At 36.8% G+C, this 22,143-nt stretch carries 21 protein-coding genes; 17 read left to right on the forward strand and 4 right to left on the reverse strand.

The features are described 5' to 3' along the window. The first annotated feature begins 3 nt into the window (after window positions 1-3). Both rfbD and rfbB read left to right on the forward strand, forming a co-directional pair. The gene (rfbD, locus tag ACIQZI_RS07565; protein WP_403071190.1) at window positions 4-858 is read left to right on the forward strand and encodes a dTDP-4-dehydrorhamnose reductase; all 855 of its coding nucleotides are present in this window, start codon (window positions 4-6) and stop codon (window positions 856-858) included. Then, window positions 859-1,833, forward strand: a complete 975-nt coding sequence (gene rfbB / locus ACIQZI_RS07570; protein ID WP_403071193.1) for a dTDP-glucose 4,6-dehydratase — start codon at window positions 859-861, stop codon at window positions 1,831-1,833. Window positions 1,834-1,987: 154 nt separating this feature from the next. Here rfbB and pdxR read toward each other — a convergent pair whose 3' ends face one another. Then, window positions 1,988-3,388 carry a MocR-like pyridoxine biosynthesis transcription factor PdxR gene (gene pdxR, locus ACIQZI_RS07575; RefSeq protein WP_403071196.1) on the reverse strand — a complete coding sequence of 467 codons (1,401 nt, stop codon included), beginning with the start codon at window positions 3,386-3,388 and terminating at the stop codon, window positions 1,988-1,990. A gap of 124 nt (window positions 3,389-3,512) precedes the next feature. Here pdxR and pdxS point away from each other — a divergent pair, with 124 nt between their 5' ends. Next, window positions 3,513-4,400 (forward strand): pyridoxal 5'-phosphate synthase lyase subunit PdxS, encoded by an 888-nt coding sequence (gene pdxS / locus ACIQZI_RS07580; RefSeq protein ID WP_403071199.1) that lies wholly within the window; start codon window positions 3,513-3,515, stop codon window positions 4,398-4,400. Beyond that, complete coding sequence (gene pdxT, locus ACIQZI_RS07585; RefSeq protein ID WP_403071202.1) at window positions 4,400-4,987, forward strand: pyridoxal 5'-phosphate synthase glutaminase subunit PdxT; 588 nt, start codon at window positions 4,400-4,402, stop codon at window positions 4,985-4,987. The genes pdxS and pdxT overlap by 1 nt, the downstream gene beginning before the upstream one ends. A gap of 359 nt (window positions 4,988-5,346) precedes the next feature. On the opposite strand, the gene ACIQZI_RS07590 is transcribed toward pdxT, so the two are convergent. Beyond that, entirely contained in the window at window positions 5,347-6,045 is a 699-nt protein-coding gene (locus ACIQZI_RS07590; RefSeq protein WP_403071205.1) for a Crp/Fnr family transcriptional regulator, read from the reverse strand. Window positions 6,046-6,134: 89 nt separating this feature from the next. Here ACIQZI_RS07590 and ACIQZI_RS07595 point away from each other — a divergent pair, with 89 nt between their 5' ends. Beyond that, window positions 6,135-6,932: an HAD-IIB family hydrolase gene (locus ACIQZI_RS07595; RefSeq protein WP_403071208.1), complete on the forward strand. Its 798-nt coding sequence runs from the start codon at window positions 6,135-6,137 to the stop codon at window positions 6,930-6,932. 224 nt (window positions 6,933-7,156) lie between these two features. Here ACIQZI_RS07595 and ACIQZI_RS07600 read toward each other — a convergent pair whose 3' ends face one another. Next, window positions 7,157-8,491, reverse strand: coding sequence for a uracil-xanthine permease family protein (locus tag ACIQZI_RS07600; RefSeq protein WP_403071211.1), 1,335 nt, complete (start codon window positions 8,489-8,491; stop codon window positions 7,157-7,159). A 190-nt stretch (window positions 8,492-8,681) separates the two neighbouring features. Between ACIQZI_RS07600 and ACIQZI_RS07605 the strand changes: the two genes are divergently transcribed. The 12 genes from ACIQZI_RS07605 (at window position 8,682) to glgA (ending at window position 21,740) form a co-directional block, all read left to right on the forward strand. Continuing rightward, window positions 8,682-9,659 (forward strand): Rieske 2Fe-2S domain-containing protein, encoded by a 978-nt coding sequence (locus tag ACIQZI_RS07605; protein ID WP_062179330.1) that lies wholly within the window; start codon window positions 8,682-8,684, stop codon window positions 9,657-9,659. 244 nt (window positions 9,660-9,903) lie between these two features. Next, complete coding sequence (locus tag ACIQZI_RS07610) at window positions 9,904-10,629, forward strand: ABC transporter ATP-binding protein (protein WP_403071214.1); 726 nt, start codon at window positions 9,904-9,906, stop codon at window positions 10,627-10,629. Next, complete coding sequence (locus ACIQZI_RS07615) at window positions 10,626-11,681, forward strand: ABC transporter permease (protein ID WP_403071217.1); 1,056 nt, start codon at window positions 10,626-10,628, stop codon at window positions 11,679-11,681. The genes ACIQZI_RS07610 and ACIQZI_RS07615 overlap by 4 nt, the downstream gene beginning before the upstream one ends. Before the next feature lie 31 nt (window positions 11,682-11,712). Then, a complete protein-coding gene (locus ACIQZI_RS07620; protein ID WP_403071220.1) occupies window positions 11,713-12,366 on the forward strand; it encodes a TetR/AcrR family transcriptional regulator in 654 nt (217 codons plus the stop codon). A 146-nt stretch (window positions 12,367-12,512) separates the two neighbouring features. Next, complete coding sequence (locus ACIQZI_RS07625; protein WP_403071223.1) at window positions 12,513-13,037, forward strand: mismatch-specific DNA-glycosylase; 525 nt, start codon at window positions 12,513-12,515, stop codon at window positions 13,035-13,037. Between the two features lie 37 nt (window positions 13,038-13,074). Next, complete coding sequence (locus ACIQZI_RS07630; RefSeq protein ID WP_403071226.1) at window positions 13,075-13,806, forward strand: AzlC family ABC transporter permease; 732 nt, start codon at window positions 13,075-13,077, stop codon at window positions 13,804-13,806. After that, window positions 13,797-14,123, forward strand: coding sequence for an AzlD domain-containing protein (locus tag ACIQZI_RS07635; protein WP_403071229.1), 327 nt, complete (start codon window positions 13,797-13,799; stop codon window positions 14,121-14,123). Before ACIQZI_RS07630 ends, ACIQZI_RS07635 begins: the two co-directional genes overlap by 10 nt. 549 nt (window positions 14,124-14,672) lie before the next feature. After that, complete coding sequence (locus tag ACIQZI_RS07640) at window positions 14,673-15,686, forward strand: glycoside hydrolase family 15 protein (RefSeq protein ID WP_062179351.1); 1,014 nt, start codon at window positions 14,673-14,675, stop codon at window positions 15,684-15,686. Between the two features lie 423 nt (window positions 15,687-16,109). Continuing rightward, window positions 16,110-18,008: a 1,4-alpha-glucan branching protein GlgB gene (gene glgB / locus ACIQZI_RS07645; protein ID WP_403072139.1), complete on the forward strand. Its 1,899-nt coding sequence runs from the start codon at window positions 16,110-16,112 to the stop codon at window positions 18,006-18,008. Continuing rightward, entirely contained in the window at window positions 17,998-19,167 is a 1,170-nt protein-coding gene (locus ACIQZI_RS07650) for a glucose-1-phosphate adenylyltransferase (protein ID WP_062179354.1), read from the forward strand. The genes glgB and ACIQZI_RS07650 overlap by 11 nt, the downstream gene beginning before the upstream one ends. Window positions 19,168-19,195: 28 nt before the next feature. Then, on the forward strand, window positions 19,196-20,302 hold the full coding sequence (gene glgD / locus ACIQZI_RS07655) for a glucose-1-phosphate adenylyltransferase subunit GlgD (RefSeq protein WP_403071234.1): 1,107 nt from the start codon (window positions 19,196-19,198) through the stop codon (window positions 20,300-20,302). 13 nt (window positions 20,303-20,315) lie between these two features. Then, on the forward strand, window positions 20,316-21,740 hold the full coding sequence (gene glgA, locus ACIQZI_RS07660) for a glycogen synthase GlgA (protein ID WP_403071237.1): 1,425 nt from the start codon (window positions 20,316-20,318) through the stop codon (window positions 21,738-21,740). A gap of 79 nt (window positions 21,741-21,819) precedes the next feature. Here glgA and ACIQZI_RS07665 read toward each other — a convergent pair whose 3' ends face one another. Then, on the reverse strand, window positions 21,820-22,035 hold the full coding sequence (locus tag ACIQZI_RS07665) for a hypothetical protein (RefSeq protein ID WP_403071240.1): 216 nt from the start codon (window positions 22,033-22,035) through the stop codon (window positions 21,820-21,822). Window positions 22,036-22,143: the final 108 nt, after the last annotated feature.

The raw sequence follows: 22,143 nt of genomic DNA on the forward strand, positions 1-22,143 counted from the left end.
GAATTGAAACTATTAGTGACTGGTATCGGTGGACAGCTTGGTTACGATGTTATGAGGCAAGGGGTGCAGCAAGGATTAGATGTACATGGAACCAGGAGAAGGAATTTAGATATAACGAAAGAGCAAGAAGTGTATCATTATATTAGACATTTGAAACCAGATGTAATTATTCATTGTGCTGCCTACACAGCGGTTGATCTAGCTGAAAGTGACAAAAAAACTTGCTGGAATGTCAATGTGGAAGGCACAAAATATTTAGTGAATGTAGCTAAAGAACTTAATATAAAATTTATGTATGTTAGCACGGATTATGTGTTTGGTGGACTAGGTGAAAAAACGCTTGTGGAAACAGATCTACCGTGTCCTAAGAGTTACTATGGATTAACAAAATATGAAGGTGAAAAAGCGGTACAAAGTATGTTACAAGAATATTTTATAGTACGTACTTCATGGGTTTTTGGAATAAATGGCAATAATTTCACAAAAAGAATGCTTCATCTTGCGAAATCCCGTGAGGAGGTAAAGGTAGTAGGTGATCAAATTGGTTCCCCTACGTATACGCATGACTTAGCGAAATTGTTAATAAGTATGGTCCAAACAGATAAATATGGCATCTATCATGCTACGAATGAAGGTTTTTGCAGTTGGGCCGAGTTTGCTGAGGAAATATTCAAACAATCAAATTGCAATGTACAAGTACGTGTAGTTTCATCCGAAGATTATCCTGTGAATGCTGTAAGGCCAAAAAATGCTCGACTGTCAAAGGAAAAGCTTAAAAGTAACGGTTTTAAATCATTACCAGCTTGGCAAGATGCCCTAGAACGTTATTTAAGTATGTTAGTAAAAAAGGAGAAGTAAATGAAAAAGAAAGTTCTTGTGACAGGTGGGGCGGGATTTATTGGTGGTCATTTTGTTCAACAAATGATGAATAGATATCCAGAGTATCATATTTATAATTTAGATTTGTTAACGTATGCAGGGGATTTATCCAAACACAAGAATATTGAGAAAAAAGAAAATTACCGCTTTATTAAAATGGATATTACAGATTGTAAGGCAATTATGGCTTTATTTGCGAAAGAGAAGTTTGATTTTGTCGTTCATTTTGCCGCAGAGAGTCATGTTGATCGATCGATTACAGATCCTGAAATTTTTGTTCGAACTAATGTTTTAGGTACACAAATCTTATTACATGCTGCGCATCAAAATAAGGTAACGAAGTTTGTCCATGTTTCCACAGATGAGGTATATGGAGAACTTGATTTTGATCCTACCACCTTTTTTATGGAAGAGTCGAAACTGTTACCAAATAGTCCTTATAGTGCAAGTAAAGCCTCATCTGATCTCCTTGTTCGTGCCTACCATGAAACCTATGGATTACCCATAAATATTACACGATGTTCTAATAATTATGGGCCATTCCAGTTCCCAGAAAAGCTTATCCCTCTCACAATTTCTCGCGTTGTACAGGAGCAGAAAGTTCCTGTGTATGGGGATGGTAAAAATATTCGAGATTGGTTACATGTGTATGATCACTGTTCAGCCATCGATTTAGTGATGCATGAAGGTGTAAAGGGGGAAATATATAATGTTGGCGGGCATAATGAACGAACAACATTAGAGGTAGTAAAAACAATTATCCATAAACTCGGAAAATCAGAAAGTTTGCTAGAGTTTGTAGAAGATCGAAAAGGACATGATAAGCGATATGCAATCAACCCAACAAAATTAGAGAAATTAGGTTGGATACCGAACTATTCATTTGAAATAGGATTAACACAAACTATTCAATGGTATCTTAATAACAAATGGTGGTGGGATAAACAACTGTAGAAGAAGGATATCAAGATTTCTACAATTATCTATATGAATTGATAATAAGTAAAGAACGTTCATTCATTTTATGAACGTTCTTACTAGTTGTGTAAGGATCACTTTGATTTTTTTCACGAAGTATCCCACCTCGAAAAACATTCCTTCTAATCATTTAACTGGAAAATCCCCAGGCATGCAATAATAGTTGAATCGCATCATCTAATTTTGCTTCAGGAATACCAGCAAAACCAAGAATAAGTTCCGGAAGTGCATCAATTTTCTTCTCAATTGAATACGCAGACATCGGATAGATTTTTATACTTGCTTTTGCAGCTTGATTGATAAGGGCCGTTTCATCCATCCCGTTATTGACGACTAACACAATATGCAAGCCGGATCTCTCGCCAATTATTGAGATTTTGTTTTGATAGGGCTTAAATAGTGTCAAAACAATGTCCAATTTACGTCGATATAGCTTCCGCATTTTGTTTAAATGTTTTTCAAAGTCTCCTTGAATTATAAATTTAGTCAAAATTTGCTGGTCGATTCGAGATACCGTTGAATGATAAAACGAAAGCTCCTCCGTATACCGATTCATGAGCGGTTTAGGAAGCACCATATAGCTGATTCTAAGCGATGGGATGAGTGATTTTGAAAACGAACCTAAGTAGATCACTTTTTCAAATTGATCCATACTTTGCAAAGAAGGAATCGATTTTCCTGTATAACGAAATTCACTATCATAATCATCTTCAATAATATACCGATGTTCAGAGCTCGATGCCCAGTTGAGTAACTTAGTTCTTCGATTAATGGAAAGTACAGAGCCATAAGGGAAATGATGCGATGGTGTCACATAGACAACATTAATCTTGTGCTTTTCAATGCTTTCCACTTTTATGCCATCTTCATCAACTTCAAGTGGGAATGTTGGATTACCATAGCTTTGGATAATTTTTTGAAATAAATGATATCCAGGGTCTTCCACACCATAAACTGAATTCCTCTCAAATAACAACACAAGCTGCTGAAGTAGTATCTCAATGCCTGCACCAACGATAATTTGTTCTGGTTCACAAATCACCCCGCGTGCATGGTATAGATATGTAGCAATTTCTCGGCGAAGCGAATATTCTCCCTGGGCATCACCTAGTAATAGCAACTCTTGATTGGCTAAATCCATCGTGTTTTTTGCATACTTTCTCCATTGTGCAAAAGGAAAATGTTCGGTATCAATTTGACTCGGATGAAAGTGATAGTCATATGTTTTTTTAGATTCATACAATGGCAAAATATCAGTTTTTGCGCCTGCATATTCTAAATCCTCCAAGTCCATGACATAATATCCTTTCCTAGCTTTGACCTCTAAGTACCCTTCAGCCGCTAGCTGTTCATAAGCCGTCTCTACTGTGTTCCCGCTTATATGTAAATGCTGCGCTAATTTTCGTTTTGACGGAAGCTTTGTCTGGAATTCTAGGCGACCTTCAATGATTTCTGTTTTAATATATTCATATAATTGCTCATATAAAGGGATGGCTATTTCCCGATTTAATACACATGAAAGCATATTCATAATTAATAACCTCTCCTCTGACACCGTTATTTAATGGAAAACTGACACTTTTAATGATGCCACTTTCTTTTTATACTAAGGAATATAAATGAAAATTGCAAATATTTTTTTAGGGGGATTAAGAATGGAGAGATTAGTAGCAACAGATGCAGTTAAAAGAGGAATGGCTCAAATGCAAAAGGGTGGCGTCATCATGGACGTTGTCAATGCGGAACAAGCAAGAATTGCGGAAGCAGCAGGAGCTGTTGCGGTCATGGCACTTGAGCGAGTACCTTCTGATATTCGCGCAGCAGGTGGAGTTGCTAGAATGGCAGATCCGCGAATTGTAGAAGAAGTTATGAATGCTGTAACGATTCCGGTCATGGCGAAAGCTAGAATTGGCCATATCGTTGAAGCGAGAGTGCTAGAAGCGATGGGTGTGGACTATATTGATGAAAGTGAAGTATTGACACCTGCTGATGAAGAGTTTCATCTATTAAAAAGCAGCTTTACAATTCCATTTGTTTGTGGATGTCGTGATCTAGGGGAAGCAGCACGCAGAATTGGTGAAGGAGCATCGATGTTACGGACAAAAGGGGAGCCTGGTACAGGGAATATTGTAGAAGCAGTTCGTCATATGCGAAAAGTGCAAGCACAGGTTCGTAAACTTACTTTAATGAACGATGACGAAATCATGACTGAAGCAAAAATTCTTGGCGCTCCTTATGAGATTTTGAAACAAATTAAAGAAGCTGGCAAATTACCGGTCGTGAACTTTGCAGCTGGCGGCGTGGCAACACCTGCTGATGCAGCATTAATGATGGAGCTTGGAGCGGACGGCGTATTTGTCGGTTCTGGGATATTCAAATCAGAAGATCCAGAGAAATTCGCGAATGCTATTGTCCAAGCAACAACTTATTTCACTGATTATGATTTAATTGGGAAGCTATCCAAAGAATTAGGAACCGCTATGAAAGGCATCGATATTTCGAGATTACCGCAAGCAGAAAGAATGCAGGAGCGTGGCTGGTAATGGCAACGATTGGTGTTTTAGGCTTACAAGGTGCCATTAGTGAACATGTGAAACAGATAGAAGCAACTGGACAAAAAGCCGTAATTGTAAAGCAAACTGACCAATTAGCAGAGCTCGATGGCTTAATTCTTCCCGGTGGCGAAAGCACAACGATGCGGAAGCTAATGGATCGTTATGGCTTTATGGAACCGATCCTGCAATTTTCAAAGCAAGGCAAGCCAATCTTTGGAACATGTGCTGGTATGGTTTTACTCGCGAAAAAAGTAAGTGGATCTGACACCGCTCATTTACAATTAATTGATATCGAAGTTTGGCGGAATGCGTTTGGCCGTCAGCGTGAAAGCTTTGAAGTGAACATAGATATAAAAAATTTAGCTCAGCCTTTTAAAGCGATTTTCATTCGTGCACCATATGGAGAGAGAGCTAGCAAAGACGTTGAAGTACTTGCATACTATGAAGGGAAAATCGTTTGTGCAAGACAAAAAAATATTCTTGTCAGCGCTTTTCATCCAGAGTTGACGAATGATATACGTATATTGGAACAATTTATTGACATGGTCGAAGAAAATCTAAAAGCTGGTGTTTAATGAAAAACAGTCTCCTCAAAATGTAATTTAATAATTGGGGGAGGCTGTTTTTTTATGGTATTCGAAATCATATTTGTTTCTTGATATTTTATAAAAGTTTAAATTTCGTTACGGGTTTCAAATAAAGTTGCGATGTTTCACCTCTTTGGATCTGTTTATCAAAAGGGGTATTTTTGTAATGAAAAGAGAAAAGGAAATCTCAACTGAAAGGTAGATTAAGGAACTGCTTAGTGGCAATAAAGTTACTCGACTAAAGATTGTGGAATAATACTTAAGAAACTGGTTAAGTACACTATGCAAAGATGATTTGGATGTAAACATTTATGGATAACCCATGAAGAAATCAGTGTTATTCATCTTTACTTATATCGAATTCCATTGGATGCTTTATCTAAATCATCCCAATTTAATATACGAATAGAATTTTTGTCTCTTTCAATAATGTTCTTTTGAGTAAGAGAATGAATAATTCGATTTAGATGGCGATATGTCGTGCCAAGTAAATTTGCCATTTCTTTGATGTTGGAAGTCGTTAGCTCTATTCCAAAGTTGTTATTAGGTTCAGCTGATATCGTAGACATAAGGTAACTCGCAAATTTGTTTTCAACAGATGCTAATAAGTTTACACGAGAAGCTGTTGTGCAAGTTTGAAGTTTATAGCATACATGTTCTAAAAGTGTATGCAAAAACTTTGGGTTGTCTATTTCGTATTGCTTTATATAATCGAAGGGAAGTCCGATTAATAAGCACTCATTGACTGCTTGAACTTGTGATTGAACGGGAACATCACGGATTAATTCAATATCTCCAATGATGGAAAAAGGGTGAATAAATCGTAGTAAAAGTGATCTTCCGGTTTCGATACTTGATGTTATTCTCACTTTCCCATCTACCAAGAATAACAGTGATTGCATCTCCATTCCTTCAAGTAGAATAATTTCATCTGGTGTATATTGCTGTAGTGTAAATGGGAGTTGCTTTGTTTGATCAAACATTTCTTCAACATGATACTCCTGTAAAATTTTTTCAAGTAGCTCCGAATCTTGAATATATTTCATATAGAACTCCTTTTTGGGACATATGTCCTTTTCATTATAAGATAAACTGATATGCTAAGAACAATAAAAAAATGTAGGAGTGGAGTAGAATGAAATTTGTATTCGATTTAGATGGGACAATCTGCTTTAAAGGTCAGCCTGTTTCTGAAAAACTACTAGTATCGTTAGAAAAGTTAGTAGCACAAGGGCATGAAGTCATTTTTGCTTCAGCTAGGCCAATACGTGATTTACTCCCCGTATTACATGCACGTTTTCATCAATACCCAATGATTGGTGGAAATGGATCAATGGTTGCAATAAACGGAAAAATTATATTATCAGTGGGTTTTGCGGAAGAAACACTCGCCGATATTGTTCAATTACTAGAGACGTATAATGTTTCTTACTTAATAGATAGCGATTGGAATTATGCTTATACGGGGCCAGCTAATCATCCCATTTTAAATAACCTTGACCCACAAAAATGTGCTAAAAATGTTGAACTGGATAAATTACAGTCAATTGTAAAAATCTTGATACTTACTTCAGATAACATGGGAGAAGTATCAGAACAACTTAGCAAAATGGAAGTAGTAGTTCACATTCATGGAAATGAAGGAATCTTAGATATAAGCCCAAAAGGAGTAGATAAATGGAGTGGATTACAGCAATTGGGTGTGGAAGAAGGGGAGTATATTGCATTTGGCAACGATGCAAATGATATGACAATGTTTCAACATGCAAAGTATTCAGTTATGATTGGCGAAAATGCACAGCTAAACCCATTCTCATCTGAACAATTGCCATTAGATCACGATATAGAAAACCATTTAATACAAAGATTTGGTGAGCTGGGAAAGATAAACCCATTAAATAGGCCTGTAAACTTACAAGCAGTAACCAATTAAGTTTTGTACATAACTAAAGCCCTAAACAAACCAACCTATTTGTTTTCCTGGTTTAACAGGGTACAATACTCCTAACTTTATCTTTGTTTAGAGAATTAAGAATAAAATATGTGGGGGATAAACAGCCTAATCTAACTATTGTCCTTTACAAGGTGTTATCCACTAATAATTCACGGTTAATAAAAAAATCCTTACGTTTATTAACGTAAGGATTTTTTTAAGTCTTACCCAGCATTCTGCAAATTCTGTTTAGGTTTTTCATGAGGAATAATCAAATTTAAAACAACAGCAGAAATGGCACCTATACCAGTTCCAGAAGAAAGTAGATAGTTTGCAAAGTCAGGTAAAGAATAGAGTATGTCCTTTGGAAGTACGGTTACACCGATTGCCAATAGAATAGGTATACCAATCACCATCATGTTACGATCATCTACTACGACATGTTGGATAACTTTAAATCCATTCATAACAATAGCTACACAGACGATTCCGAAAATACCGTTGATTACAGGCTCAGGAATAGAAATAATCAAAGCGGAAAGTTTCGGCATAAGTCCTAAAGCAATCAAGATCGCACCAGCTGCGAGAATCGCCATTCGACTAGCAACACCAGTGATAGCAATAATTCCGGCATTTGAGGAATATCCTGTCATTGGAGTTCCGCCGAATAACGAGCTAACGAAACAACCAAGACCTTCACCAAATGATGCTTTATTCAATCTTTGTTCCGTTAATTCACTATCCGTCACTTTAGAGACAACGAACCATGTGCCAGTTGTTTCAATTAAAATAATTAAATAAATAAAGAGGATTGTTAAAATAGCACTCATATCGAATATAGGTGCTCCGAAAGGAAATAGCTTAGGTAGGGAAAACCAAGCTGCATCGGAAACAGCTGAAAAGTCAAGTTTACCAAAAAGACGAGCTGTGATTGTACCAGCTATGATTGCAAGAATAACTGAAACAAGTCTGAAAAAGGTCCCAAAGTGTTTTGCTTGCTTACCAAGAATCATACAGGCAACTAATACACCAGCTGATACAGCTGCAACAATGACATTGTGACCTAAGTTTCCGGGTGCTGCGTAAATGCTATTAAATGCATTTGGCATTAAAGAAATTCCAACAATTACAATTACAGTTCCGCCAACGAGTGGTGGGATTATTTTCACAACCGTTTTCGCAAAAACTTTCAATGGGTATCCAAGCAACGCGATTAAAATTGCTCCGGGAATCAAGCTTCCGTAAATAGCTCCAAGTCCTAGCTTCCCCCCAATTGCCGCAAGAGCACCGATCGGAACATAGGATGGTCCCTGTACGACTGGAAGTTTAATTCCAAATCCAGTTTGAATGATTGTCGCAACACCAGCCGTTAAAAAACACATTTGTACAAAGAACGTTGTATTACTCGTATCAAGCGCCAATAAGCCGGCGATGATGATTGGTGCAATATAGAGATCCATAGCCAGTACATGTTGCAATCCAAGCAAAATCGATCTCCCAACACTGATTTTTTCATCAATTCCTACTAATACTTCTGAATTATTCTTTTGGTGTTCCACCTGATACTTTCCCCCTCGGAAATATGTTTGTGAAAGTTATAAACGTTATTATAGGAGAAAAAGTCCGTTTCGTAAATAAAAAAACGAACATTTTTTTAATTGTTTAAAAAAACATTCGGTTTCTGTTGACAATTTCTTAATATATTTTTAAAATTATAACTGAAGTGAACTGGCTAGAGGGGGAACTATGTTGTTAATACAAGATGATGTTTTACGAAATGATTGGATCGTTGCTAGTAGGTCGATAGATATTAAAGAAGAACCTGTTCAAGTTATTGTAATGGGTGAGCGTCTGGTTCTTTTCCGCAATGAAGAAGGTGTTCATGCTTTTAAAGATTTATGTATACATCGAGGAGCAGCTTTGTCATTAGGATGCGTGAAAGATGGAAAGTTGGTATGTCCATATCATGGATGGGAATACGAATCGAATGGGGAATGTACTCACATCCCTCAACTTCCTGAAGGTCGAGCGATTCCAAAGAAAGCAAAGGCTTTTAAATATGGCTGTATCGAAAAATATGGACTAATTTGGGTAAATCTCGAAAACTCTGGTACAGAGTTATTTAATCTTCCTGAATATAATGATGAGAACTTTCGTAGTGTGATATGGGGACCTGTTGAAGCATTAGCAAATCCGCCTAGAATTGTGGAAAATTTTCTTGACGTTGGTCATTTATCTATTTTACATGGAGGCTTTCTCGGTGTCCCAGAGCATTCGGTTATTGGTGATTATGATATTCATTGGGAGGATGAAAGCATTCGTTCCGGTGAGATTGCGATCTATCAACCGGATCCAGATGGTTCAGGACAACCGAAGCATGTGTACTATACGTATGAAATTCTTCGTCCATTAACCGTCCGTTTTACGAAAAAGGATCATGAAACAGGGCAAGAGATGGTGATTCTTTTAACAGTTTTACCTGTGGAAGAGAAGAAATCCATTGCATTTGGTGTCATGTTATTCAATTATGATTCAGGTCAATCAGATCAGGAAATAATTGAGTTTCAGGATATGATATTTGCTCAAGACAAACCAATCGTAGAAAACCAAAAACCTGAAGACTTACCATTGGATTTGCAAGTGGAACTATCGCTTAAGAGTGATCGGGTAAGTATTGCGTATCGTCAGTATTTAAAGAAATTAGGGGTAGTATTAGGAACAGCATAAGAATTGCTAAACTAATTCAATGAAATAGAATAACTCGGGTCAGCCCTTGCACTCTAAATCAGTAGATAGTGTTATATACACTTATCTTAAACTGTATTTATTTGTTGTGGGGTCTGACCTTTTTCATTTGGGACCAGCCCCTTAAAAATAATAAGTAATCACTCACTTTTTATTGACATAAGAATGAAGAAGAGAAATAATAAGTGAGTAATTACTCACTTATTATTTAGAGGAGGTAATATAAATGAATGTCAGTATTGCTATTAACCAAGTGAGCAAAAGCTTTGGCAAAAAAGTAGTTTTAAATCAAATTGATTTTACAATTGAAGAAGGTAAAATTTACGGGTTTATTGGTCCTTCAGGCGCCGGAAAGACAACATTAGTAAAAATGATTGTTGGTATGGATACCCCAGATACTGGAACGATTCACGTATTAAATGAAAAAATGCCCAATTTAGGATTACTCCAAGAGATTGGTTACATGGCACAATCTGATGCCCTGTATACCGAGTTAACAGGGAAGGAAAACCTTAAATTCTTTGCTTCACTTTACAAATTGAATAAAACAGAGATGAAGGAACGTATCACTTATACAGCAAATTTAGTCAATTTAACAAACGAGCTAAATAAAAGAGTATCGGCATACTCCGGTGGAATGAAACGGAGATTATCTCTTGCGATCGCTTTAATCCAAAATCCAAAAATCTTAATATTAGACGAACCAACTGTAGGAATCGATCCTGAATTGCGATTAAGCATTTGGAAGGAATTGTTACGCTTGAAAAATGAGGAAGGAAAAACAATCATTGTGACTACACATGTTATGGATGAAGCGGAAAAATGTGATTTTGTAGCGATGGTAAGAGATGGCGTCATCTTAACTAGGGGTACACCAAAAGAATTAAAGGCGCAATACCAGGTTGATAATTTAGAGGAGGTATTCTTAAAAGCGGGGAGGAAAGATTCATGAGAACAGTGGCATTAATCAAAAGAATTTGTCAGGAGATGCTACGGGACAAAAGAACATTAGCATTGCTGTTTATTGCACCATTAATCATTTTAACCTTAATGTATTTCTTATTTAACGGAAATACTGTTGACCCTAAATTGGGCGTAGTGAATGTTGAAAATAACCTCGAAAAAATATTAGTCGAAGCAAATATTGACTTGAAGCATTATGAACAAGCAGATAAGGAAACAATCGTAGAAGAAGATCTTGATGGTTTATTGGAAGTAAATGATGAAAAATTGGTACTAACATTAGAAAATAGCGACCCATCAATAGCGAAAGTCTTGCAGATGAAAGTAAACCAATCAGTATCCTTGCAAGCCCAATCAAAAATTTTAAATTTAAATGCTGCACCAGTGGTAATACAGAAAAAAGAAATAGATACACAATACGTATACGGAAACAGTGAAACAGCATTTTTTGATGTATTAAGTCCTGTCTTAGTTGGTTTTTTTGTATTCTTTTTTGTATTTCTCATCTCAGGAATTGGATTATTAAAGGAGCGAACGACCGGTACATTGGAACGGTTAATGTCGACACCAATTCGCAGAGGAGAAATCGTAACAGCATATTTGGTTGGTTTTGGTATATTTGCTGTAATTCAAACAGTTATTATCGTAATATATTCAATAAATGTATTAGATATGGTTATGGTAGGTTCCGTTTGGAATGTTATCCTTATTAATTTACTGCTAGCGTTAGTCGCTCTTTCATTAGGAACACTGTTATCCACCTTTGCCGCTTCAGAATTCCAAATGGTACAATTTATTCCAATCGCTGTTATCCCACAAGTATTCTTTGCCGGGATTTTCCCGCTTGAAGGAATGGCGAATTGGTTACAATCCATTGGTAAAATCATGCCAATCTATTATGCAGCTGACGCTTTGAAAGGTGTCATGTATAAAGGACTAGGTTTGAAGGATATAAGTGGGGATCTATTCGCATTGGTTGTATTTGCGACAATCTTTATTATACTGAATATATTGGCATTGAAAAAGTACCGTAAGTTATAAGTAGTCCAGAGTTTAAAGGAAGTGGTCTTCATTGTCTAAAGACAATCTATTGGATGTAATCATAGCCCAAACTAAATTAACAAAGAAACAAACAGATAAACAACAAAAAATAGTTGAAACTGCTATAAAACTGTTTGCAGAAAAAGGATATGCAAACACTTCAACAAGTGAAATAGCAAAAGCAGCGATGGTTGCTGAAGGAACCATTTTTCGCCATTATGGAACGAAGGATAATTTATTACTATCTGTTATTCTCCCGTTTATAAAGGATTCCATCCCTACGATGGCTGAAGAGGTTTTTAATGAAATTATGTCAAAAAACATTGGGTGTTTTGAGGACTTTTTGAGAGCTTTACTAAAAAATCGAATCGACTTTATTAATGAAAATAAAGAAATATTTCAAATTGTTGTCAAAGAACTTTTATATAGTGATGAATTAAGGAAAGAGTTACTGCCTTTTTTTGCTGAAAACATCTTAGATAGAATTATCAAAGTGATTAATATGTATAAAGAACGTGGTGAACTTATCGATATCCCAAGCAATACAATTCAAAGAATGATTTTTACGATGATTGGCGGTTATTTCGTATCACGGTTTGTCTTACAACCAGATAATTTGGATGAAGATGCAGAAATTGAAAACTTAATTCGATTTATGATGGATGGATTAAGAAAACGAGGCTAGAGAATGTAATACCTTTGGCTTTATTTTATAGAAGTAAAAGTTTCACAATATTTATCCTCCAATGGAGGATAAATATTGTGAAAAGGGTAGGAAATTCCTTATGCGAATGTAAAATAGATATATAAGAAATGAGAAGAGGGAGTAGAATGGAAGGCATCTTAGATCATCTTAAGGTAGATTTGGATCTGCTTTTTGTCGGCTTTAACCCTAGCGTCCGCTCTGGTGAAACCGGTCATCATTATGCAAATCCGAACAATCGCTTTTGGCGGATTATCCATGAAGCGGGATTAACACCAAGAAAATATCAGCCGATTGAAGATCGCTCACTATTAGAATTAGGCTATGGATTTACGAACATTGTTTCACGGCCCACTAAAGCGGCTAATGAAATTACGAAAGAGGAATACATACAAGGTAGGCAAGAATTGAAGCAAAAAATTATAACTTTCAAGCCAAAGGTAGTTTGCTTTGTAGGCAAGGGGGTATATCAGCAATACAGCAAAAAAAGAGATATACTTTGGGGTGTACAAGACGAAAGAGTTATTCCAGAAACGATTGAATTTGTTGCTCCTTCTTCAAGTGGACTGGTCAGAATGAAAATAGACGATGTCATAAGAATATACAGCAAGCTACCTTCTATTATAGAAGAAACAAAAAATGATCATCGTTGAATAGTGAACAAATCCATGCAGAACAGGAGCAGAACAAATGAGTGAACTAAGTACAGATTTGAACAAAAATGTAATGGAAGAGGGAGATAGTTTTTGGCAAGGAGTCAAAGATTGCATTCCTACATTATTAGGCTACCTCAGTATTGGATTCGCAGCAGGAGTTGTTGAAAAGACTGCAGGCTTGAACATGATTGAAATTGCACTAATGAGCCTGCTTCTTTATGCTGGCTCAGGTCAGTTTATTGCAGCAGGAATGATTGCAGCAAGTCACCCTGTATCTGCGATTATCGTCACCATTTTCTTCATCAATAGTCGACATCTACTATTAAGTGCAGCAATTGCTCCATACTTTAGGAAAAATACGACATCAAAAAATCTTATCACAGGTGCATTACTAACAGATGAAACATTTGGAGTAGCCATTACCCACGCCCAATCAAAAAAACAATTAGATTATAAATGGATGCTCGGTTTAAATATAGCTGCCTATTTAAATTGGGTACTCGCTACAATTGCTGGAGGTATTTTCGGTCAATGGATACCAGACCCCGAACTATTTGGACTAGATTTCGCTTTGCCAGCCATGTTTATCGGCCTACTAGTTCTACAAATTCTTAGCCAGAAAAAGTACTTCACAGATATCATCGTTGCAGTAAGCTCAGGTATTATTGTCCTAGCGGCAAGCTTTTTCGTATCAGGAAGTGCTGGAGTCATTTTGGCGACAATACTTTCAGCTACAATCGGGTTGGTGATTTCAAAATGGAGATAAATTGGTATATTATGAGCGTCATTATTGGATCTGCCATTGTTACATTTATACCTAGAGTATTACCTCTGATTGTCCTAAGTAAACTTGAAATACCAGAATGGGGAATAAATTGGCTCAAGCATGTACCCGTGGCTGTAATGGCTGCTTTATTGGCATCTGAATTACTTTTACTTGATAATAAAGTTTCTTTTCAAGCAAACACTTTAAACCTACTGTCTGCAATTCCAACGTTACTAGTAGCTATTTACACAAGGAGTTTACTCGGCACAGTTCTTGTAGGAGTTACGACACTTATGATATTAAGATTTTTACTTTAATCGTTTTAAGAGGTTGTTCAAAAAGTCCGATAAAAAGTGCTGCCGAATTTCATTGTTACTCATTAATGACCTTCTATTAAAACTGCGCACGTTCTGTACGTAACACAAAGGTCAGCACACCCTGCCCAAGTCCGGTCCTCACGTACTATTGTATACGCGAAGGATTTGAGGTATGGATTCCTAGAACATCTTGGCTCTTTTTTTATCCTCCTTTTGAACACGTACTATAATCGTTTAGATGAAAACCCAATAATTTTGGGTTTTTTTGAATTTTCCATACTTTAATCAATATATTTAGTAAGAAAGAATGATAAATCGCCTTTTTTATAAGAGCTGGAATAGCCAATATATAACATTATTCATTTAGGCAGATGCTGAATTTTAGATGTTGATAATCAAATCACATATTTCAACATAAAGTATAAGTAACAACAATTGTAAGCGTTATCTTATGGGGGCTTGTCTTAAAATCCTTGCCTTCATATGTTTAGAAATTGTAACTCTGTCAACAATGGAGAGGAAAGCAAATAGCTATGGGGGTGTTATTAAATGAATACGAATGAAGCCATTAAAGTTCTAGATCGGATGCGTTTATCGAATGGAGCTTATACGGCAAGTTTGTCACAAGATTACAGTTTTGTATGGATTCGGGATATCGTTTATACGGTTCTTCCTTTTATGCAAAAACCATCAGAACGTTATGAAAAAGCATATCATGCCTTATTCGATCTATTTAAAACATACGAATGGAAAATTGATATCCATCGACAAAAGCGTCCGGTATATTTGTTTGAGTATATTCACTCACGCTATTCAACAGATCTAAAGGAAATACCTGTCGAATGGGGTCATGCCCAAAATGATGCGATTGGTGCATTCTTATGGGGAGTAGGTGAAGGCTTCCGTTTAGGGCAAAAAGTGATTCGCGATGAAAAAGATTTAGAAATTGTTCAAAAGCTCGTTGATTATCTAGACTGTCTACAATATTGGCAAGCAAAAGACAATGGAATGTGGGAAGAGAATATGGAGCTCCACACTTCAAGTATTGGGGCCTGTATAGCAGGATTGCATGCAGTGAAAATGCTCGTGAATGTGAAAGAAGAAACCATTAAAAAAGGCGAAGAAACATTAAGATTTCTTCTTCCTAGAGAAAGTGAATCAAAGGACACGGATTTAGCATTGCTCTCTCTTGTCTATCCATATCGAATACTGGATCGTAAAACCGCACTGAAAGTTGTTGAAAATGTATCGAACAAATTAGAACGTAAATATGGCGTGATTCGTTACGAAAATGACCAGTATTATAATCAAGGCAGTGAGGCTGAATGGTGCTTTGGACTTCCGTGGCTTGGTCTTTGTTATTTAGAATTAGGTCTCTTTAATAAGGCGATTGGTTATTTAGAAAAAACAGAAGCGATTATTCCAGAAAATTGGGAAGTGCCAGAATTATATATCGGTGGCACAAACATTCCTAATGGCAATACGCCGCTTGCTTGGTCAGTTGCGTTATCTTATCTGTTTATCAATCGGATCGAAAAAGTAAGCGATGAAAAAGCAACATAGACCATTGAAATGAGGCTGCTCAAACAGCCTCTTTTTTGTGTACGGATTATGCTGAAGAAACTGGATATAAGGAAATACCATTATTCAATAATAATATATTGGTATGAAAAATAAGTTGAAAATCAAAATGAGAAAATTATCAATTAAATGTAAAAAAATCATTAGTCAAAAGGAAATGAACACCCTTTTATTGAAAGCGTTTCCCTTGATAGGAAAATCTCTTTTGTTTGTAAAATACTATTCTTTTTTTGAATTTTCCTACAATTCGACATTAAAAAACATTTTTCGCTAAAGGAATAATGCTTTTAATAGCGAATCTAAATTATAGAACTATGTTAGTATCTATTACTTTTAAAAATTGGAGGTGTACGTGTGAACAGCATAGCGAGTCAAAATTTAGATATTTTTCCTAGTGAATTAGAAATGTATTTATTTCATGAAGGAACACTCTTTGAAAGTTATAAGATGTTAGGTGCGCATGTCAGTACATATAAAGGAAATGATGGTGTCCGCTTTTCCGTTTGGGCTCCGCATGCTAAGCAAGTTGCTGTCGTCGGGAATTTTAATAACTGGAATGGTGCTCAGCACGTAATGCAACAAGTGAATCATTCTGGAATTTGGGTTTCCTTTATCCCAGATCTCGAGGAAGGGGAAATTTATAAGTACGAGATAGAAACGGCGAATGGGGAGAAGAAATTAAAAGCAGATCCCTACGCGTTTTTCTCGGAATTACGACCTAACACAGCTTCTGTTGTGAAGCGTTTGGACCAATATGAATGGAAGGATAAAAAGTGGCTACAACAGCGGAATAAAGAAGAATCTTATCATAAACCGCTTCTTGTTTATGAATTACATATGGCATCTTGGAAAAAAAAGGAAAATGGAGATTTGTATTCCTATCGTGAGCTTGCTGATGAGCTTATCGATTATGTGGTCGAGCATGGATTTACACATATTGAATTAATGCCGGTAATGGAACACCCATTAGATTTGTCCTGGGGCTATCAGCTTACCGGATTCTATTCGATAACGAGTAGACATGGAACGCCAGAAGACTTTATGTATTTCGTTGATCAGTGCCATCAAAAAGGGGTAGGGGTCCTCCTTGATTGGGTGCCGGCCCATTTTTGCAGAGATGAACATGGTTTAGGGAGATTCGATGGTACGCCACTTTATGAACCTCATGATGCACGTAAAGCTGACCGGCCTCTCTGGGGTACCTATAGTTTTGATTTTGGCAAACCCGAGATTCATAGTTTTCTAATCTCTAACATAATGTTTTGGATGGAGGTCTACCATATTGACGGGTTCCGTGCAGATGCGGTCTCCTCAATGATTTATCTGAATCACGATAATCCTCAATCAGAGAAGTTAACGAATCAATTCGGTGGCGAGGAGAATATTGAAGCCATTTCATTCTTGAAAAAAATGAATGAAGCAGTATTCGCGAAATACCCTGGAGTTCTGATGATGGCAGAAGAGGCAACAGATCATCCATTGGTAAGTGCACCAACTTCCATTGGGGGTTTAGGCTTTAATTACAAATGGAATATGGGATGGGCTAATGATCTTCTTAAATATATGAAGCTTGATCCATCTGAACGACGCTATCATCATAATCTTTTAACGTTTTCATTTTTCTATGCATTCTCGGAAAACTTTATTCTTCCTTTTTCACATGACGAAGTGGTTCATGGGAAACTGTCGTTATTGAATAAAATGCCAGGTGATTATTGGCAAAAATTCGCCAATTATCGATTACTTTATGGGTACTTCATGACACATCCGGGTAAAAAGCTCGTATTCATGGGAGCAGAATTTGGACAATTTGCCGAATGGAAAGAATTAGAGGAGCTAGACTGGCTTCTTCTCGATTATGAGTCTCATGCTAAACTGAATCGCTACATTACAACGATTCAGCATTTCTATAAAGACACATCCAGTTTATGGAGATTAGATCATGAGCAGGAAGGTTTTGAATGGATTGACGCCGATAATCGGGACCAAAGTGTCATTACCTTCATGAGGCATGGAAAACGGAAAGGAGATTATTGCATTATTGTTTGTAATTTTTCAACAGATGTTTATCATGATTATCGAATTGGAGTGCCTTCTACTGGAAAATACATCGAGGTATTAAACAGCGATGAGGAAGCCTTCGGAGGTTCAGGGCAGCTTAATGAAAAAGCAATTACAGTAGACAAACAGCCTCATCATAACCAGCCATACAGCATGAACATTAAAGTTCCGCCACTTGGCATAACAATCTTTATGAAACAAACAAAAAAGCGGCAGGGGAGAGTAATTCATAATGAAATCTAAAAAATGGATCGCAATGTTATTAGCAGGAGGGCAAGGATCAAGACTTGGCGAATTAACGACTGGACTTGCAAAACCGGCTGTTCCGTTTGGCGGAAAATACCGTATCATCGATTTCCCCCTAAGTAACTGTACTCATTCTGGAATCGATACAGTTGGAGTGTTAACACAATATCAACCGCTTGTCTTAAATCATTATGTTGGAAATGGTAGACCATGGGATTTGGACAGAAACTTTGGAGGTGTTTCTGTTCTTCCCCCTTATCAAGGAAAAGATGGTGGTGAGTGGTATGCGGGTACAGCAAATGCCGTCTATCAAAATATTCAATATATTGATCATTACGACCCAGAATATGTAGTTGTTTTATCAGGTGATCATATTTACAAAATGGACTATAGCAAGATGCTTCAGTATCATGTTGAAAAGGGTGCACAAGCGACTATAGCAGTCATTGAAGTACCTTGGTCAGAAGCAAGTCGATTCGGGCTGATGAATACAGACGAAGAAAATAAAATTTCTGAATTTGAAGAAAAACCAGCAAAACCGAAAAGTAACTTAGCATCAATGGGTGTTTATTTATTTGATTGGAAATTATTGAAAAAGTATTTAATCGAAGATGAGCTTGATCCATTTTCCACGAAAGATTTTGGGAAGGACATTATCCCGAAAATTCTTAGCGATGGAAAGAGTTTGTATGCCTATCGCTTTGAAGGCTATTGGAAGGATGTAGGAACAGTCGAAAGTTTATGGGAAGCTCATATGGATCTTTTGGATGATATTCCTGGATTCGATTTAAATGATCCACATTGGAAGTTTTATGCTGGTAATGCAAATCATCCGCCACAATATATTTCAAAAGAAGCGCATATCTCTCAGTCGCTAGTCAATGAAGGCTGTGTTGTTCACGGTAATATTGAACATTCCGTCCTTTCCTTTAATGTTCAAGTAGGAAAAAACACGACCATTAAAGATTCGGTTATAATGCCGAATGTAAAAATCGGCAACAATGTTACGATTAATAATGCAATCATTGCGAGCGACATTTGCGTTGAAGATGGTGCAGAAATTGGCTCATCTTCACCGGCTGCAGAAATTACATTAATAGGGGATGCCCAGAATATTTCATATGTTGCAACAAACGGGAAAAGTAGTGTTAAATAAGAATATGCATATAGGGGAGCCGGTGTACTTGAAGAACGTAATTGGAGTTATTAATCTTGTGAATGAAAAACAATATTTAAAAGAATTAACATCACATCGCTGTCTTTCTGCTGTTCCTTTTGGCGGAAGATATCGACTAATTGATTTCACCATGTCGAACTTTATTCATGCAGATATTACGAAAGTGGCCGTGTTTACGAAAGAAAAATACCGATCAATCATGGATCATCTTGGCTCAGGGAAGGAATGGGATTTAGATAGACGCAATGGTGGGCTGTTCATACTGCCTCCCACTCATCCAGATGAACTTATTAAAGGTGATTTACAGCAATTTCACGATCACATCGAGTTTTTTCACCGTTCACCTGAAGATACGGTGGTTATCTCACCAGGGCATCATGTTTGTAAAATGGATTTTCAAGAAATCGTTGAACATCACAAAAACAGCAATGCTGATATAACCGTTGTCTATAAAGACTTTGATGGGGAACCTGTAGACAAACCGATTTATCATAAATATGCGATTCGGAACGATGGAAGAGTTAAGAATATTGAACTCTATACATCACCTGAGCAGGGTGAATCAGTAGGGCTTGAGACATTTGTCATCAAAAAGGACTTGCTTATTGAAATTATTAAAACTTGTTGTGAAAATGGAGAATATGATTTCTTAAAAGATGGCATAAAGGCCAACTTACATCATCTAAAAGTTAATGGCTATCATTATAAAAGGTATTTTCCATTCATTCATTCTATTTCTAGTTTCTATAAAAGCAATATGGATTTTCTAAATCCGGAGCTTGCACAAGATTTCTTTTATGATACTTGGGACATCTATACAAAGATCAAGCACGAAGCACCAGTTAAATATTCTATTTCTTCTAAAGTATCTAATTCTTTAGTTGCGAATGGCTGTGACATTGAAGGAACGGTTGAAAACAGTATTATATTCCGCGGCGTGAAAATTCGAAAGGGAGCCGTTGTAAAAAATAGCATTATCATGCAAAAAGGGGAAATCAACGAAGGAACGTATATCGAAAATGTGATAACGGATAAACAAGTAAAAATCACATCAGAACAAGTTGTCATAGGTGATTCTATCCCGCGGATCGTAAAAAAAGCAGATGTCGTGTAACGGAGGATTTGTAATGAATATTTTATATGCTGCATCCGAGTGTGCCCCGTTCATCAAAACCGGAGGGCTCGGGGATGTAATCGGTGCATTACCAAAAGCTCTGCAACAACAAGGTGTCGAGGTAACAGTTATTTTACCTAAATACAGTGACCTTGCAGTAGAATATAAGGACCAATTAGAACTCGTTAAAATTATTGATGTACCTGTTGGCTGGAGAGAACAATATTGTGGAATTGAAAAACTCGAACATGAAGGAATAACTATCTATTTTCTTGATAACGAGTACTACTTCAAACGGTATGGTAGTTATGGATATTATGATGATGGGGAACGGTTCGCCTTCTTTTCACGGGCAGTGCTTGAAGCAATTCCTCATCTTGATAAAAAGCCTGACATTATCCATTGTCATGATTGGCAGACAGGGCCTATCCCTGTTCTATTAAAAGCCCATTATCGTAATCATCCATTTTATCAGGGGATAAAAACTGTATTCACGATCCATAATTTGCGATATCAAGGCGTGTTTTCTAAGAGTGTTTTATCAGAGCTACTTGATTTAAGTGAGCTATATTTCCATATGGATGGTCTGGAATTTCGCGGAAATGTTAGTTATATGAAAGCAGGATTGGCATATGCTGATTATTTGACGACGGTTAGTCCGACCTATGCAAATGAAATTCAAATGTCTTATTATGGAGAAAATTTAGATGGATTCTTGCGAAAGCGGAGTGGAAATCTTCGTGGAATCGTCAATGGAATTGATCTTGACACATATAATCCAGCACTAGACCAAGCTCTTTTTACAGGCTATAAGTCTTATGAAGGCAAAATGGCGAATAAACGAATGCTCCAGGAACAATTAGGACTACCTGTGAATGAAGAAATTCCAGTTATTTCAATGGTAACAAGGCTAGTTGATCAAAAAGGGATCGATTTAGTTCTTCGTGTAATGGAAGATATTATCAAGCAAAATGTTCAGGTTATCGTACTTGGAACAGGCGAAGAACATTATGAATGGGCATTTAAAGATTTAGCACATCGCTACCCTGAACAAGTTTCAGCACAAATTTATTTCGATGAAGGATTATCTCGGAGAATCTATGCAGGTTCTGACCTGTTTTTGATGCCTTCACATTTTGAGCCTTGTGGTATCGGGCAGCTGCTTGCACTGCGCTATGGTACACTTCCACTTGTAAGAGAAACTGGAGGTCTTAAAGATACCGTCGTTCCGTATAATGAGCTGAGCGATCAAGGGAATGGATTTAGCTTCTCGAATTACAATGCTCATGATATGTTATACACAATTGAACGGGCGGTTTGGTTTTATCGCTATCAACCGAAGAAATGGAAAAAGCTCGTTGAACGAGCGATGAGTATTGATTACAGCTGGGATAAGTCTTCTAAGGAATACAAAGAATTATATGAAATGTTAGTATAAAAAAAGTGGCACTTCCATGAAACATTGGGAGTGCTTTTTACCTTTTGATATGCTCCTGATAGTAAATAGTGCAAATCCGTTAGGTAGTAAAATGTAAAAAGGAATCAATCTCATATCTGTCCTGAGATTGATTCCTTTTATGCTTCTTTTCAAATTTTGCTAAAGTTGCTTGCTTCGTTTTTGTCATTCGACTAATTGGCTTCAGCTCACCCCATGTTCCTCTGCTTATTGAAACATCTCTGTTACCTTCCCTTAGATGTTTTTCTCTAATCTTCATTGCTCTTGATTTAGCCAAGTATTGTCACTCCCTTTAAAAAAGATATCATGCTTTCTTTCATTATATGTATAGTCATGATTATTGCAAGGTTTTCTTTATACTCAGAATCGGGTATAAAGAAGAGAG

The sequence above is a fragment of the Peribacillus sp. NPDC096379 genome, assembly GCF_044762875.1.
Lineage (GTDB): Bacteria > Bacillota > Bacilli > Bacillales > DSM-1321 > Peribacillus.